This is a genomic window from Leucobacter triazinivorans (assembly GCF_004208635.1).
In the GTDB taxonomy this organism is placed as follows: Bacteria; Actinomycetota; Actinomycetes; order Actinomycetales; family Microbacteriaceae; genus Leucobacter; species Leucobacter triazinivorans.
The window spans coordinates 2,431,253-2,446,398 of sequence record NZ_CP035806.1 but is presented as its reverse complement, the minus strand read 5'-3'; the positions used below and the strand labels follow the sequence as shown (position 1 = coordinate 2,446,398).

Sequence of the window (15,146 nt, the reverse complement as noted above, 5' to 3'; positions counted from 1 at the left end):
CCGAGCGAACCCACCCCTCTTCGCGCGTCAGTAGGTGTCGGCAAAACCGAGGTTTAGTGACACCTACTGACGCGCGAAGAGGGGCGCGGGGCGACCCGCCGGGGCTCGCTCAATCAGCGAACGGCGCCCCCGGAGCGAAAGCCGCCTCACCGAGGAGCGCTCAGCCCCACTGCATCCAGGTGGTCTTGTAGTCGGTGTAGTTCTCGAGCGCGTGCACCGAGAGATCCCGCCCGAAGCCCGACTGCTTGAACCCGCCGAACGGCGTGGTGAAGCCCAGCGCGTCGACCGTGTTCACCGACACCGTGCCCGCCACCAGCCGCGAAGAGACCCGGTGCGCCCGCGATAGGCTGCCGGTCCACAGCGAAGCCGCCAGGCCGAACGGGGTCTCGTTCGCACGCGCGATCGCCTCGTCCTCGGTGTCGAAGGGCGTCACGACGGCCACCGGGCCGAAGATCTCGCGGGTGTGCACCTCGTGGTCGGCCGGCACGTCGGTGACGATCGTGGGCTCGATGAAGGCCCGGGATCCCCCGATGTCGGGACGGGATCCCCCGGCGTAGATCGTGCCGTCGCGGCGCGCGTTCTCGATCGTCGCCCACACTGTATCGGCGTGGGCCTCGGAGACGAGCGCGCCGATCCCGCACTCGGGATCGAGCGGATCCCCCGGCGCATACGCCTGCGCCGCCTCCGCGTAGAGGCGCAGGAACTCCTCGTAGACCTCGCGCTCGACGAAGATGCGCGAGTTGGCCGAGCAGACCTCGCCCTGATTGTAGAAGCTGCCGAACGCCGCTTTCTCGGCGGCGAGCCGCAGGTCGTCGCAGTCGGCGAAGACCAGGTTCGCGCTCTTGCCGCCGGCCTCGAGCGCGAGGCGCTTCATGTTCGACTGCCCCGCGTACTGCTGCAGCTGCTTCGCCACCTCCGTCGACCCGGTGAAGGCCAGCATGTCGACGTCCTCGTGCAGGCCGAGGGCCCGGCCCACCGTCGATCCGCGGCCCGTCACCACGTTGAGCACGCCGGCCGGAATGCCCGCCTCGATCGCCAGCTCGGCGAGCAGCAGCGTCGAGTGCGAGGCCTCGACGGGCGGCTTCACCACGACCGTGTTGCCGGCGGCCAGCGCCGGCGCGAGCTTCCAGGTGGCGATCTCGAGCGGGTAGTTCCAGGCCACGATCACGCCGATGACGCCGAGGGGCTCGCGGGTCACGAGCGCCGTAGACCCCGGCGGGGTCACGGGGATGAGGTCCTCCCGCTTCTCGATCGCCTCGGCGTAGAAGCGGTAGAGGGCGGCGGATCCGGGCGCATCGATGGTCGACGACTCGCGCACCGGTTTGCCCATGTCGAGGCTGTCGTAGAGGGCGAAGTCGTCGGCGCGCTGCTCGATGAGCCGCGCGAACTCGAGCAGCCGCTCGCGGCGGAAGCCGGCGCCGGCGCGCGACCAGGCGCCCGATGCATAGGCCGCGCGCGCCGCGGCGACGGCGGCGTCGACGTCGCTCGCGTCGCAGGCGTGGATGCGGGAGATGACCTCGCCCGTCGCGGGGTTCGTCTTCTCGATGGTCTCGCCGGAGCGCGCATCCACGCGCGCGCCGCCGATCACCGGGCGGCCGTCGAACTCGAGGGCCGCCGCGGCGGCCCTCCACTCCTCTGTACTGCGGGACATGCCTATCCTCTCTTCGTGGGGTTCGGGATCTCGTCGCCGCCGGTGCGGCGCAGCGCCACATCGAGCGCCGTCCAGGCCAGCGCGGTCGCGCCGTCGCGCAGCGTCTGCTCGGCGACGGGGCCGACGCAGGCCGCGGCGAAGCCCGGCTGATGGTTGCTCGCCTCGCCGCCGACACCGATGTAGGGGTGGATCGCGTCGACGACGAGCGAGACGTTGCCCATGTCGGTGGACGCGCGGTTCATGGTCGCGGCCTGCGGATCCACGTCGAAGTCGCGGCCGAGCGCGATCGCGTTCGCGCGGTAGCACGCGAGCGCGTGCTCGTCGGTGCGCATCTCGGCGTAGCGCTTGCTCTCGGGGGTCACGGTCAGCCGCGCCCCCGTCGCGAGCGCGCCCGCCTCGAAGCACCTGAGCACGCGCTCCTCGAGCTCGATCAGCTGCTCGGTGGTCTCGGCGCGCACGTACCAGCGCCCCTCGGTGCGCTCCGGGATCGCGTTCGGAGCCTCGCCGCCGCGCGTCTGCACGCCGTGCACGCGCACGCCCGCCGGCAGCTGCTGCCGCATCAGCGAGATCGCGAGCTGCGCGACGAGGAAGGCGTCGTTGGCGTTGATCCCGCGCTCGGGATAGGCCGCCGCGTGAGCCGCACGGCCGTCGTACCGCACGTGCCAGTGCGCCACCGCGAAGGGCCGCGCCTCGGCCACGTCGACCGGAGCCGGGTGCGCCATGAGGGCGAAGTCGAGATCCTGGAACGCCCCGCGCTCGAGCAGCTCGATCTTGCCGCCGCCGCCCTCCTCCGCCGGGGTGCCGATCACCTCGACGGCGATGCCGAGCTCGTCGGCGACGACGGCGAGCGCGATGGCGCCGCCCGCGGACATCGCGGAGATGAGGTTGTGCCCGCAGGCGTGGCCGAGCCCCGGCAGAGCGTCGTACTCGGCGAGGAACCCGACGGTGAACCGGGGACCGGCGGATCCGGATCCCGCGCCTGCCACCGCTCGGAACGCGGTCTCGAGCCCCAGGTAGGGCTGCTCGACCGCGAATCCGTGCGCGGTGAGCAGCTCCGCGACCGCGGCTGACGAGCGATGCTCCTGCCAGCCGAGCTCGGGATCGGCGTGCAGCCGGTTCGACAGCGCCACGAGTTCGCGATCCACCTGCTCCCTGCGCTCGGCGATGCGGCGCTTCAGCGCGTCACTCATCGCCGGGCACCCCGTATGACGGGGCGGCCGAGGGATCGATGCCGCGGTCGACGTAGTCGTCGCGCTGGGGCAGCCACGCCTCCAGCACCCGGCCGAGGGCGCCGATCGGATCCTCGTCGACCCAGTCGACGCGCAGGTCGGTGACCCGCCAGCCGGCGTCGGCCACCACGGAGATGCCGGCCGAGTGCACGGGGCCCTCCTCGCCGCCCGCGACCATCGCCGCCTGCAGCGCGGCGTACAGACGCTCCTCGATACGGCCCTTCGCCGACAGCGCGGTGTCCACGAGCGCGTCGAGCACGTCGAGGCTCGCGAGCATGTTGCCGCCCGCGACCGCGTTCTCCCGGGTCGCCGACCCGAAGACGCCGAGCGCGCGTCCGCCAGAGTAGACCGCGGCTCGTCCGGAGCCGTCGAGCACCAGCAACTGCCGGTAGTCGATGGTGGTGGGATCGGCCGCGGCCACGACGGCGTCGATCGCCTGCTGGGCGGTGGCTCCGGATCGCAGCCGCTCGAGCAGCTGCGGCCCTAGGCGCGGATCGGTGACGTTCTGCGAGTTGGCGCCGCCGACGCCGTCTGCGAGGTTGAGGCAGCGCGCGGCGACCGCGGGCGAGGAGGAGGAGATCGCCGAGCCGAACTCGCCGGTCTCCGGGTCGCGCAGGATCAGGGAGAAGGTCATGGCGCGATCCCTATCGCTCGCTGATGACGGCCGTGGCGTCGATCTCGACGAGCCACTCGGGGCGTGCGAGCGCCTGCACCACGATGCCGGTCGAGACCGGGTAGACGCCCTTCAGCCACTTGCCGACGGTGCGATACACGTCCTCGCGGTATCGGGGGTCGATGATGTAGATGGTCACCTTGACGATATCCTCGATACGGCTGCCCGCCTCCTCGAGGAGCATCTTGATGTTCGCCATGGCCTGCTCGGTCTGAGCGGTCACGTCGCCGATCCCCACCGACTCGCGGGTGTCGAGATCCTGCCCGATCTGCCCGCGGAGGTACACGACGCCGTTCGCCACGACCGCCTGGCAGAGGTCGTTGTCGAGGTTCTGCTCGGGATAGGTCTCCTGCGTATTGAACTTCCTCAGGCGCACGTGGGTCGTCTCGGCCACGGGGTCCTCCTCGTCGAGTGGTGAATGATCGTGTTCTCGTGGCACCATTCTCGGGAGCGGTAGCAGCATCTGTAAAATAGAGAAAAGTTACCCAGTCGATCTATTGAACAGATCACCTGCGGCGCGGCGCGGCGCGCGGCGCCGCAGCGGGACCGGACGCAGGGAGAACGACCGTGCCGCAGCGATTCCCGATCACACTCACTCAGCTGGTCTACTTCGCCGAGTGCGCGAAGACGCTCAACATGACCGCGGCCAGCCAGGAGCTCCACGTCGCGCAGTCGGCGGTGTCGACGGCGATCACGCAGCTCGAGCGCGCCCTCGGCGCACCCCTGTTCATTCGGCAGCACTCCAAGGGCCTCGTGCTCACCCCCGCCGGCGAGACGCTGCTGCGGCACTCGCACCAGCTCTTCGACCACCTGAACGACACGATCGAGACGATCCGCGCCGAGCAGCGCGACGTGCGAGGTTCGATCACGGTCGCCTGCTTCAACACGCTCGCACCCTTCCTGCTCCCCCAGCTCATCAGCACGCTGCAGCAACGGCACCCCGAACTCGAGGTCGCGGTCACCGAGGGCGACCACGAGGAGAGCATCGCCGCACTGCGGGGCGGTCGCGCCGAACTCGCAATCACCTACGACCTCACCGAGGCCGACGGCATCGACCGGGAGATCGTGGGCGAGTTCCGCCCGCACGTCATCGTCCACACCGAGCACCGACTCGCATCGCGCAAGCGGATCGCCCTGGCCGACGTCGCCGAGGACCCGTTCGTGCTGCTCGACCTGCCGAGCAGCAGCGCCTATTTCCAGGGGATCCTGCTGCAGGCGGGCATCACCCCGCGGATCAAATACCGCAGCTCGAGCTACGAGACGGTGCGCTCGATGGTCGCCGCCGGGCTAGGCTACTCGATCCTCAATCAGCGGCCCCGCATCGAGCAGACATACACCGGCGCGCGCACCGTCGCGATCGAGATCACCGACTCCGTGCCGAGCCTCAGCGTCGCGGTCTCGTCGCTCGCGCAGTCTCGGCGCTCTGCGCGGGCGCGGGCGGTCGAGGCCGCGGTGCGCGAGCTGCTCGCCGACCCGCTGCCCTGAGCGCGGGCCCCCTCACGCGCCCGCGCCCGCGCCCGCAGCGCCGCCCCCGCCGCCCGCACCCGCGCCTGCAGCGCCGCCCGCACCCGTCGAGTGGATCCTGCGATTCGCTCCGCTCACGCAGGATGACGGGGCGGCGCCGCCCGCGCGAACCGCCCGTCGAGTGGATCCTGCGATTCGCTCCGCTCGCGCAGGATGACGGGGCGGCGCCGCCCGCGCGAACCGCCCGTCGAGTGGATCCTGCGATTCGCTCCGCTCACGCAGGATGACCGGGCAGCCCCACGCGTCATCCTGCGCGCAGAGAGCGCAGCGAACGCAGTCAGGATCCACACGCGCGAGCTGATGAGCTCCACATACATGCATGAAAGCGATCCAGTTCGATGGCTGCATCTTTCCAGTAGATGCAGTGGACCGCGAATCCATATTGGCCTTGCCGGCACTTCCTGGGGTTTGCTGGGGGCAGCGGGATGAGGTGGTTCTCATCCCCGGCGCGGATCCCGGCGGGCACGCCGGACCGCTCCTCGCCATCGAGCCATCCGAGTGGAGAAGAACTATGTCCAGCCCAGAAGCCGAGGTCACCGAGGTCCTCGTCGTCGGCGCCGGCCAGGCCGGGGTCGCCATGAGCGAGCACCTGACCGCACGCGGCATCCCCCACGTCGTCCTCGAGCGCAACCGCATCGCGGAGCGCTGGCGCTCCGAGCGCTGGGACTCGCTGGTCGCCAACGGCCCTGCCTGGCACGATCGCTTCCCGGGACTCGAGTTCGACGACGTCGACCCCGACGAGTTCGCTCCGAAGGAGCGCGTCGCGGCCTACTTCGAGGCCTACGCCGAGACGTTCGGACTGCCGATCCGCACCGGTGTCGAGGTGGCCTCGGTGCGCCGCAACGAGGGCCGCGGCGGCTTCGTGGCGCAGACCAGCGCGGGTCCCGTCGAGGCCCGGTACGTCGTCGCGGCGACCGGCGCCTTCCAGCTGCCGTCGGTGCCGCCGATCGTGCCCGCGGGCGCCGATGTGCAGCAGATCCACTCCAGCCACTACCGCAATCCGCAGCAGCTGCCTGAGGGAGCCGTACTCGTCGTCGGCGCGGGATCCTCGGGGGTGCAGATCGCCGACGAGCTGCGCCAAGCGGGGCGGGAGGTCTTTCTCGCGGTCGGCCCGCACGATCGCCCGCCGCAGCGTTACCGCAACCGCAGCTTCGTGTGGTGGCTCGGCACGCTCGGGCTGTGGGAGAAGTCCACGCCGGCCGAGGGGGCCGAGCATGTCACGATCGCGGTGAGCGGCGCGAACGGCGGCCAAACCATCGACTTCCGCGATCTCGCGGCGGACGGCATTACCCTTGTGGGCCGCGCCAACGCCTACGCCGACGGCGTGATGCGCTTCGGCTCTGACCTGGAGCAGAACCTGCGTCGGGGCGACGAGAACTACCTCTCGATCCTCGACGAGGCCGACGCCTACGTCGCGCGCATGGGCATCGACCTGCCCGAGGAACCGGAAGCACGCGACCTCGGCCCGCTCCCCGCGTGTGCCGCGGATCCGATCCTCGAACTCGATCTCGCCGCGGCGGGCATCACCTCGATCGTCTGGGCCACCGGCTTCCGCGTCGACTACGGCTGGCTGCAGGTCGACGCCCTCGACGAGCACGGCCGCCCGCAGCACGAACGCGGCGTCTCGACCGAGCCCGGCGTGTACTTCCTCGGCCTGCCCTGGCAGTCGCACCGCGGCTCCACCTTCATCTGGGGCGTGTGGCACGACGCCAAATTCATCGCCGACAAGATCGAGATCCAGCGCGGGTATCTCGCCTACGACGGCGACTCGATTCCCGCGGGCGGCCTGCCGGCTCGGGCCGGATCGGCTGCGGATTCGTCAGGAGCCGCCGGAGCGGCCGGCTCCAGTGCGGGAGCCGGATCCGCCGCGGGATCCGGCTCCGGCGCGGGATCCGGCTCCAGCGCGGGATCCGGATCCGCCGCGCCGCAGCTCGCGAGCGCCTGAGGCACCGGGCGAGACCGCCCCACCTCCTGAGCCCTTCCCGGCTGTCTGCACCCGGGAAGGGCTCAGCCGTTGCACCGCAACACGGACTCCGCCCGCTCGACCACGATGCGGTCTCAACCTGCCCACCGCGATGGTTCCCTCAGGCCCCACAGCCTCGGCCGAGTGGCGGAAAACGAGGGAGATTCCCCCGTTTCGCCCCCGTTTCTCGCCTGTCGAGGGTCGGTGGGGCGAGGCGCAACACGAAAACCCCACCGCTCAGCGGTGGGGTTTTGGCGGAGGGTAGGGGATTTGAACCCCTGATGCAGGGTTACTGCATGCTTGTTTTCAAGACAAGTTCCTTCGGCCGCTCGGACAACCCTCCGCCGTCGAGCTTAGCAAAGCGGCGGTGGCGCGATCCCACGCCACCCGACCCGCGCCGCTGTCGGCCCCACGGCTGCCCAAGGGTTTCGCGCGTCAGTTGTTGTCACCTCGCGCCGGTTGAGGTCACAACAACTGGCGCGCGACGCGGGGCCCGGGAGCCGCACGGGTGACCACGGCGCTCCATACTCAGAGGTTCGCGCGGGATCACAACCAGGCGAAGCGCTCGCGCAGCGCGGTGAGCAGGCCGACCTCCTCGATCGTGCCGGTGACGCGGCCCGCCGCGGCCTGCACCTCAGGCACGGCCTGCCCCATCGCCACCGCGTCGCCGCGACGCGCCGCCCAGCGCAGCATGTCGATGTCGTTGCGCCCGTCGCCCGCCGCGAAGATCCGGGAGTCGTCGATGCCGACCTTCTCCGCGATCACCTCGAGCGCACTCGCCTTCGTCACGCCGTCGGGTGCGATGTCGAGCCACGACGTGCTGCCCACGGCGTACGAGACGTGCGTGAGCCCGAGGGTCTCGACCGCGTCCAGGAACTCCTCGAGCCGGTGATCGGGCGACACCACGACCACGCGCGAGGCCTGCACGCCCAGCAGCTCCTCGAAGCGCACGCGGCGCTGCCGCGACGGCAGCGTGCCCGTGGGAATCGTGTCGGTGTACAGGAAGCCGCCGTCGGCCAGCTCGACCGCGAAGCGGGCGGTGACGAGCTGCGTGCGGATCTTGACGAGCGCGTCGCTCGGGTCGAAGGCCTCGACGTACTCGCGCCGGTAGGCGCGATGCGCGAGCGGATCCCGGCGCAGCGTCACCGCGCCGTTGGCCGCAACGATCCACTCGGGGCGGATCCGCAGCTGCTCGACGATCGGCAGCGTCGCGTCGACGGAGCGGCCCGTCGCGATGACGACCTCGTGGCCGGCATCGTGCAGCGCGCGGATCGCGTCGCCGAGCTCGGGGTCGATGTGCCCCGATTCGGGATCGTCGCCGGCGCCGGCGAACCCGTGGTGCAGCACGGTGCCGTCGAGGTCGAGCGCGATGAGGTGCCGCTCTGCGGCGGAGACGGTATTCGCCATGCGCTCAGGCCTCCGGAGTCAGGGTCTCGAGCCCGCCCAGGTACGGACGCAGCGCCTCGGGCACCACGACGCTGCCGTCGGCGCGCTGATGGGTCTCGAGGATCGCCACCAGCCACCTCGTGGTCGCGAGTGTGCCGTTCAGCGTCGCGACCGGCGCGGTCTTGCCCGACTCCGTGCGGAAGCGCGTCGCGAGACGGCGGGACTGGTACGTGGTGCAGTTGGACGTGGAGGTGAGCTCGCGGTAGGCGCCCTGGGTGGGCACCCAGGCCTCGATGTCGAACTTGCGCGCCGCGCTCGATCCCAGATCCCCCGCGGCCACGTCGATCACGCGATAGTGCAGCCCCAGCGCCTGCAGCATCTCCTCCTGCCATGCGACCAGACGGTCGTGCTCGGCCTCGGCTTCCTCAGGCGTGGTGTAGACGAACATCTCGAGCTTGTTGAACTGGTGCACGCGCAGGATCCCTCGCGTGTCCTTGCCGTGCGAACCGGCCTCGCTGCGATAGCACGTGGACCAGCCCGCGTAGCGCACCGGCCCGCGCGACAGGTCGAGGATCTCGTCGGCGTGGTAGCCCGCAAGGGCCACCTCGCTCGTGCCGGTGAGGAACAGATCCTGAGCCGGCAGATGGTAGACCTCGTCGGCGTGCTCTCCCAGGAAGCCCGTGCCCTGCATGATCTCCGGCTTCACGAGCGTGGGCGTGATGAGCGGGGTGAAGCCGTGCGCGAGCGCCCGATCCAGCGCCAGGTTCATGAGTGCCAGCTCGAGCCGCGCGCCCACGCCGCGCAGGAAGTAGAACCGCGCTCCCGACACCTTCGCGCCGCGCTCCATGTCGATGGCGCCGAGCATCTCGCCCAGCTCCAGGTGATCCCGCGCCTCGAAGTCGAACTCCGGCTTCGAGCCGACCTCGCGCAGCGTGACGAAGTTCTCCTCGCCGCCCGAGGGCACCCCCGCGACGACGATGTTCTCGATGCGCATCGCGACGGCCTCGAGCGCGGCCTCGGCCTCCTTGGCGCGGGCCTCGGCAGCCTTCACCGAGGCGGCGAGCTGCTGCGCCTGGGCGATGAGCGCCGGCTTCTCGTCCTTGGGCGCGGCCTTCACGCGCGCGCCGAACTCCTTCTGCTCGGCGCGCAGCGTCTCGAACTCCGTCAGCGCCGAACGACGGGCGGTGTCGGCGGCGAGCGCCTCGTCCACCACGGCCTCATCGTTTCCACGCGCTCGCTGGGAGCGCTTGACGGCCTCGGGATCGGTGCGGAGCAGTACTGGATCGATCACGGCTCCCAGCTTAGCGGTGCCCGTCTGTACCGCGCCCGGGCGGCGAACCGCCGCTCGCGCCGGCGAGAGCCGCCGCTCACGCAGGACAAAACCGATCGCGCAGGAGCGTTTCGCCGCTCTCGTCCTGCATGAACGCGCATCTCCTGCACGAACGTCGGCCGCTACGCTGGATCCCATGCCCAGCACTCCCGCGCGACACCTGCCGAGCGCTGCCGTGGTCTACCACCCGCTCAAGACGGATCTCCCGGCGCTGCGCACCGCGGTGGCGTTCCGCGAGCGCCAGTCCGGCTGGGCTCCGACGCGATGGTACGAGACGTCGGCCGACGACGCGGGGATCGCGGCCGCCCGCAGCGCGATCGCCGACGGCGCGAGCGTCGTTCTCGCGAGCGGCGGGGACGGAACGGTCCGCGCCGTCTCCGAGGTGCTGCGGGGCAGCCGCACGCCGCTCGCGATCGTGCCGCAGGGCACCGGCAACCTGCTCGCCCGCAACCTCGGCGTGCCGCTCGGGCGCTTCGACGAGAGCGTTCGGGCGGCCTTCGTCGGCGCCAATCGCCGGATCGACCTCGGCGTGCTGAAGATCGTGCGCGAGGACGCGTCGGAGAGCGAGCACGTCTTCCTGGTGCTGGCGGGCATGGGCCTCGACGCTCGCACCATCTCGGCGACGAAGGCCACGCTCAAGAAGCGCCTGGGGTGGCTGGCCTACGTCGATGCGGGAGTGCGCACCATGCTCACCGACCGCCCGCTGCAGATCCACTACTCGGTCGACGGCGCACCGGTGAAGCCGCTCTCCGTCTACACGGTGATGATCGGCAACTGCGGGCTGATGCCCGGCGGCGTGCTGCTGATCCCGGATGCGGAGATCGACGACGGCAAGCTCGACGTGGTGGCGCTGCGGCCGCTCGGCGCGTTCTCGTGGCTGCGCATCTGGAACAAGATCGGCTGGGAGAACGGGGTGCTGCGCAAGTCGAAGGCCGGGCGCCGCATCATCGACCTCGTCAACGACACGAAGAGCGTCAGCTACACGCGCGCCACCAGGTATGCGCTCGCGGTGCCCCGGCCCGAGCCGATCCAACTCGACGGCGACGACTTCGGTCTCGCCGTGGCGGCTCGGGGCGAGGTGGATCCGGGGGCGCTCACCGTGCGGGTGCTGCCCGAGTGGTCGCCCCGCGTGTGAGCCGTGGTCCCCTGCTGTCGGGCCGCTCAACAGCGCCGCTCCACCTGCCTGAGCAACCGGGCCACTCCACCTGCCTGAGCCGCCGGCCCGCGCCACCGGCCCGCGCCGCCGGCCCGCGCCGGCTGGAGACGCGGGGCCCGGACCAGCCCCCGTTCGGGGCCGGTCGGGTCACTCCGAGTGATCGACTCCGGTGATGACCCCGCGCAGCCAGTCTCGGGCGTCCCGGAAGGTGTCGTCGTCATGGGCGTCCCGGATCGTCGCGGCTACCCGGTCGGCGCGCGGGTACGAACCGAGGAAGACGACCCCGGGGCTGAAGCGCTTCACGCCGAGCAGGGCGTCGGCCACGCGTTCGTCCTTGATGTGCCCCTCGGCGTCGATGACGAAGCGGTAGCGCCCCATGCGGTCGCCGATGGGGCGCGAGGCGAGCAGGGTGAGGTTGACGCCGCGGGTCGCGAACTGCTCGAGCAGCTCGAGCAGCGCGCCCGCACGATCCTCGGGAAGCTCCACGATGAGCGAAGTCTTGTCGGCACCCGTGGGCTCGCCCACCGGCGCGGTGCGGCTGACGAGCACGAAGCGGGTGACGGCATCCGGATTCTCGGCGATCCCCTCGGCGAGCACTTCGACGTCGTAGTGCGCCTCGATGCCGGGGGGCGCGATGGCCGCGTCGATACGCTTCTCGGGGTCGAAGAGATCCGCCGCCGCCTGCACGTTGGAGGTGGCCGGGAGGTGGCGGTGCCGCGGCACCTGATCGTCGAGCCAGGCACGGCACTGGCCGTATGCGACGGGGTGGCCCGTCACCACCGCGATGTCCTCCAGCCTCGTGCCGGGTCGCGCCACGAGCACGAAGCGCACCGGCACGAGGTACTCGCCGACGATCCGCAGCCCCGGAATCGTGGCCAGCGCGTCCTGCGCCACGGTGACGCCGCCGTCGATCGAGTTCTCGATCGCGATCATCGCAGCATCGCTGAAGCCGGAGATCACGTCGCCGAGCGCCTCGCCGAGATTCGTGACGGGGTTCCACTCCTGCCCCACGGCCTCGGGTACCTGTTTGAGGGCGGCCTCGGTAAACGTCCCCGCCGGCCCCAGGTAGGAGTAGCGGCGGGTGGCGGCGGGCGTCTCGGGCATGGGCACCAGCGTACTCGTTCGTGCGCCCGGTCGGGGCGTCGGGGAGCTGCTGCAGCACGACATCGCGTCATCGAGATGTGCATGCGCGTCGCACAACTCTCCTCCGCGAACGTGCCGCCTCAGGTCCCCGACGCCCCGACCTCGTTGAGTCGGCCCCTCGAGCAGGCACAAGGGGCTCAGGGGGCGAGCACCCGCGCGACGAGCGCCTGCGCCGCCTCCTGCACCTCGGCCAGGTGCTCCTGCCCGCGGAGCGACTCGGCGTAGATCTTCAGCACGTCCTCGGTGCCCGAGGGGCGCGCCGCGAACCAGGCGTGCTCGGTCTGCACCTTCAGCCCTCCGATGGGTGCGCCGTTGCCCGGCGCCGCGGTGAGGATCGCGGTGATCGGATCACCGGCGAGCTCGGTGTCGGTCACGTCATCGGGCGAGAGAGCCCCGAGCCGCGCCTTCTGCTCCGGCGTCGCCGCCGAGTCGAGGCGGGCGTAAGCGGGTGCGCCGAAGCGCTCGGTCAGTTCGCGGTATCGCTCGGACGGCGACTGACCGGTGACGGCAAGGATCTCCGCAGCGAGCAGCGCGAGCAGGATCCCGTCCTTATCGGTGCTCCAGGCAGAGCCGTCGAAGCGCTGGAACGACGCACCCGCGCTCTCCTCCCCGCCGAAGACGAGGCTTCCGTCCGAGAGACCCGGCACGAACCACTTGAAGCCCACGGGCACCTCGAGCAGCTCGCGTCCGTGCGCGGCGACCACGCGATCGATGAGCACGGATGAGACGAGGGTCTTGCCCACTCCGGCGGCCGCGGGCCAGTCGGGGCGGTGCCCGAGCAAATAGTCGATCGCCACCGCGAGGTAGTGGTTGGGGTTCATGAGCCCGCCGTCGGAGGTGACGATGCCGTGCCGGTCGGCGTCGGCGTCGTTGCCGGTGACGAGCGGGTAGAGGCGCTGGTACTCCTCGACGGTCGCCATGACGTGCCGCGAGGAGGGGTCCATGCGGATGCTGCCGTCCCAGTCGAGGTGCATGAATCCCCACTGCGGATCCACGCCGGGGCCCAGCACCGTGAGATCGAGCCCGTGGCGATCCCGGATCGCGGCCCAGTAGGCCGCGCTCGCGCCTCCGAGCGGGTGCGCCGCGATGCGCACCCCGGCCTGCCGGATCGCCGCGAGGTCGATGACCTCGCCGAGCGACTCGACATACTCGCCGAGGAAGTCGTAGCGACCCACCGGCACGCCTCCGATTCCGTCCTCCGAGGCGCGCGGAATCGCGTCGACGCCGCTCGCCAGCAGCTCGTTGGCGCGCGCCGCGATCCGATCGGTGGCCTCGGAGCCGGCCGGCCCGCCGTGCGGCGGGTTGTACTTGAATCCGCCGTCGGCGGGCGGGTTGTGGCTGGGAGTGACGACGATGCCGTCGGCGCGCTCGGGATCGTCGGCGGCGCGGTCGCGGTTGTGGGTGAGGATCGCGTGGCTCACTGCCGGGGTCGGCACGAAGAGCTCGTCCCCGCTGCCCGACTTCGCGAGCACGTGCACCCCGGCCCCCGAGAGCACCTCACGGGCCGTGTGCTCGGCCGGAGAGGAGAGGGCGTGCGTGTCGGCACCGATGAACAGCGGGCCGCGGATCCCCTGAGCCGCGCGGTACTCGGCGATGGCCGCGCTGATCGCGACGATGTGCGCCTCGTTGAAGGAGCCCCGCAGCGAGGAGCCCCGGTGGCCGGAGGTGCCGAACACGACGCGCTGCGCGGGATCCGCGGGATCCGGCACCACCTCGGTGTACGCCGCGAGCAGCGCGTCGACGTCGATGAGGTCTTGCTGCTGTGCCGGCCGTCCCGCTCTCTCGTGCATGCCTCCAGTGTGCCAGCACCCTCCGACACGCTCCAGTGCCCGTTCCCCGCCGGCTCATCCCCGCGCCCGAGACCTCGTCGATCGTCCCGTCATCCCGCTCGGAGCGAGCGCAGCAGTCGCTGGATCCACCAGAGCGTGGATCCTGCGACTCGCTCCGCTCGCGCAGGATGACCGGTTTGGCCTCGCCCCCCCGGGCGCCGCACCCCACACCAGAAGTGGGAGTCTCGTTCTGCCGCATCCCTCATGAGGAAGCGGCAGAACGCGACTCCCACTTCGGATCGACGGCGGAGGTGCAGGAGCGGCGCCCGCGAAACCGCGCGTTCACACGGCGGCACTACGCTGGGGGCATGACCGAGATCGAGATCCCGCAGCGCCGTCGAGAGATCGAGTGCTGGCTCACGGACATGGACGGCGTGCTGGTGCACGAGAACCGTGCGATCCCCGGTGCCGCCGAGCTGCTCCAGCTCTGGCGGGACCAGGAGGTGCCGTACCTGGTGCTCACCAACAACTCGATCTTCACGGCCCGCGACCTCAGCGCGCGCCTCGCCGCCTCGGGCATCGAGGTGCCGGAGGACCGCATCTGGACGAGCGCGCTCGCCACCGCGGCGTTCCTCAAGCAGCAGCAGCCGGGCGGCTCGGCCTTCGTGATCGGCGAGGCCGGGATCCTGACTGCCCTCCACGATGCCGGATACGTGATGACGGAGTCGAACCCCGATTTCGTCGTGGTCGGCGAGACCCGCAACTACTCGTTCGAGGCGATCACCAAGGCGATCCGGCTCATCATCGGCGGCGCCCGGTTCATCTCGACCAACCCCGACGCGACCGGGCCGAGCGCCGAGGGGCCGCTGCCCGCCACCGGCGCCATCAACGCGCTCATCACCGAGGCGACGGGAAAGACGCCCTACATCGTGGGCAAGCCCAACCCCATGATGTTCCGCTCGGCGCTCAACCGGATCGGCGCGCACTCCCACAACACGGGCATGATCGGGGATCGCATGGACACCGACGTGGTCGCGGGCATGGAGGCCGGGCTGCACACGGTGCTCGTGATGACCGGGATCTCGGATCGCGCCGAGATCGAGCGCTTCCCCTTCCGGCCCGACGAGGTGCTCGGATCGGTCGCCGACCTGCTCGAGTAGCCGCACGGGCCGAAGGGCTGCTTTCGACTCGCTCCGTTCGCGGGGCCACGGGCCCGCTCCGCCGATTGCGCGAGCGGGGTGAGTCGAGATCCGAGGCCTGGCGCCGGGTGTCGACGCCGCCGCGCTGCGCTGGGCCACCGGAGCGCAGCTCGGTCCGCGGCG

12 protein-coding genes and 1 tRNA gene are annotated in these 15,146 nt (G+C 71.0%); 4 read left to right on the top strand and 9 right to left on the bottom strand.

Features of this window, described 5'->3' with window-relative positions; genetic code table 11:
• Positions 1-160 precede the first annotated feature (160 nt).
• From EVS81_RS11115 to EVS81_RS11100, 4 genes are read right to left on the bottom strand one after another with little or no spacing between them, the layout of a single operon-like run.
• Positions 161-1,651, bottom strand: coding sequence for an aldehyde dehydrogenase family protein (locus EVS81_RS11115; RefSeq protein ID WP_130110445.1), 1,491 nt, complete (start codon positions 1,649-1,651; stop codon positions 161-163).
• 2 nt (positions 1,652-1,653) lie between these two features.
• Positions 1,654-2,841, bottom strand: coding sequence for a M20 family metallopeptidase (locus tag EVS81_RS11110; RefSeq protein ID WP_130110444.1), 1,188 nt, complete (start codon positions 2,839-2,841; stop codon positions 1,654-1,656).
• Positions 2,834-3,514, bottom strand: a complete 681-nt coding sequence (locus EVS81_RS11105; protein ID WP_130110443.1) for a DUF1028 domain-containing protein — start codon at positions 3,512-3,514, stop codon at positions 2,834-2,836. The genes EVS81_RS11110 and EVS81_RS11105 overlap by 8 nt, the downstream gene beginning before the upstream one ends.
• 10 nt (positions 3,515-3,524) lie before the next feature.
• A complete protein-coding gene (locus EVS81_RS11100) occupies positions 3,525-3,947 on the bottom strand; it encodes a RidA family protein (protein ID WP_205879325.1) in 423 nt (140 codons plus the stop codon).
• Between the two features lie 173 nt (positions 3,948-4,120).
• Here EVS81_RS11100 and EVS81_RS11095 point away from each other — a divergent pair, with 173 nt between their 5' ends.
• Together EVS81_RS11095 and EVS81_RS11085 are read left to right on the top strand one after the other, a co-directional pair.
• Positions 4,121-5,038: a LysR family transcriptional regulator gene (locus EVS81_RS11095; protein ID WP_130110441.1), complete on the top strand. Its 918-nt coding sequence runs from the start codon at positions 4,121-4,123 to the stop codon at positions 5,036-5,038.
• Between the two features lie 550 nt (positions 5,039-5,588).
• Positions 5,589-7,022 carry a flavin-containing monooxygenase gene (locus tag EVS81_RS11085; protein ID WP_205879324.1) on the top strand — a complete coding sequence of 478 codons (1,434 nt, stop codon included), beginning with the start codon at positions 5,589-5,591 and terminating at the stop codon, positions 7,020-7,022.
• 270 nt (positions 7,023-7,292) lie between these two features.
• Here EVS81_RS11085 and EVS81_RS11075 read toward each other — a convergent pair.
• The 3 genes from EVS81_RS11075 to serS all read right to left on the bottom strand — a co-directional run bounded on the left by EVS81_RS11075 (position 7,293) and on the right by serS (position 9,717).
• A tRNA-Ser gene (locus EVS81_RS11075) sits at positions 7,293-7,383 on the bottom strand.
• A gap of 203 nt (positions 7,384-7,586) precedes the next feature.
• Positions 7,587-8,447, bottom strand: a complete 861-nt coding sequence (locus EVS81_RS11070) for an HAD family hydrolase (RefSeq protein ID WP_130110440.1) — start codon at positions 8,445-8,447, stop codon at positions 7,587-7,589.
• A 4-nt stretch (positions 8,448-8,451) separates the two neighbouring features.
• Positions 8,452-9,717 (bottom strand): serine--tRNA ligase, encoded by a 1,266-nt coding sequence (gene serS / locus EVS81_RS11065; protein ID WP_130110439.1) that lies wholly within the window; start codon positions 9,715-9,717, stop codon positions 8,452-8,454.
• 175 nt (positions 9,718-9,892) lie between these two features.
• On the opposite strand from serS, the gene EVS81_RS11060 reads away from it, so the two are divergent.
• Positions 9,893-10,891: a diacylglycerol/lipid kinase family protein gene (locus EVS81_RS11060; RefSeq protein WP_130110438.1), complete on the top strand. Its 999-nt coding sequence runs from the start codon at positions 9,893-9,895 to the stop codon at positions 10,889-10,891.
• Positions 10,892-11,059: 168 nt separating this feature from the next.
• On the opposite strand, the gene pheA is transcribed toward EVS81_RS11060, so the two are convergent.
• Both pheA and pgm read right to left on the bottom strand, forming a co-directional pair.
• On the bottom strand, positions 11,060-12,016 hold the full coding sequence (pheA, locus tag EVS81_RS11055; protein WP_130110437.1) for a prephenate dehydratase: 957 nt from the start codon (positions 12,014-12,016) through the stop codon (positions 11,060-11,062).
• Positions 12,017-12,192: 176 nt separating this feature from the next.
• Entirely contained in the window at positions 12,193-13,845 is a 1,653-nt protein-coding gene (gene pgm, locus EVS81_RS11050) for a phosphoglucomutase (alpha-D-glucose-1,6-bisphosphate-dependent) (RefSeq protein WP_130110436.1), read from the bottom strand.
• A 347-nt stretch (positions 13,846-14,192) separates the two neighbouring features.
• Here pgm and EVS81_RS11045 point away from each other — a divergent pair, with 347 nt between their 5' ends.
• On the top strand, positions 14,193-14,984 hold the full coding sequence (locus EVS81_RS11045) for an HAD-IIA family hydrolase (RefSeq protein WP_130110435.1): 792 nt from the start codon (positions 14,193-14,195) through the stop codon (positions 14,982-14,984).
• Positions 14,985-15,146: the final 162 nt, after the last annotated feature.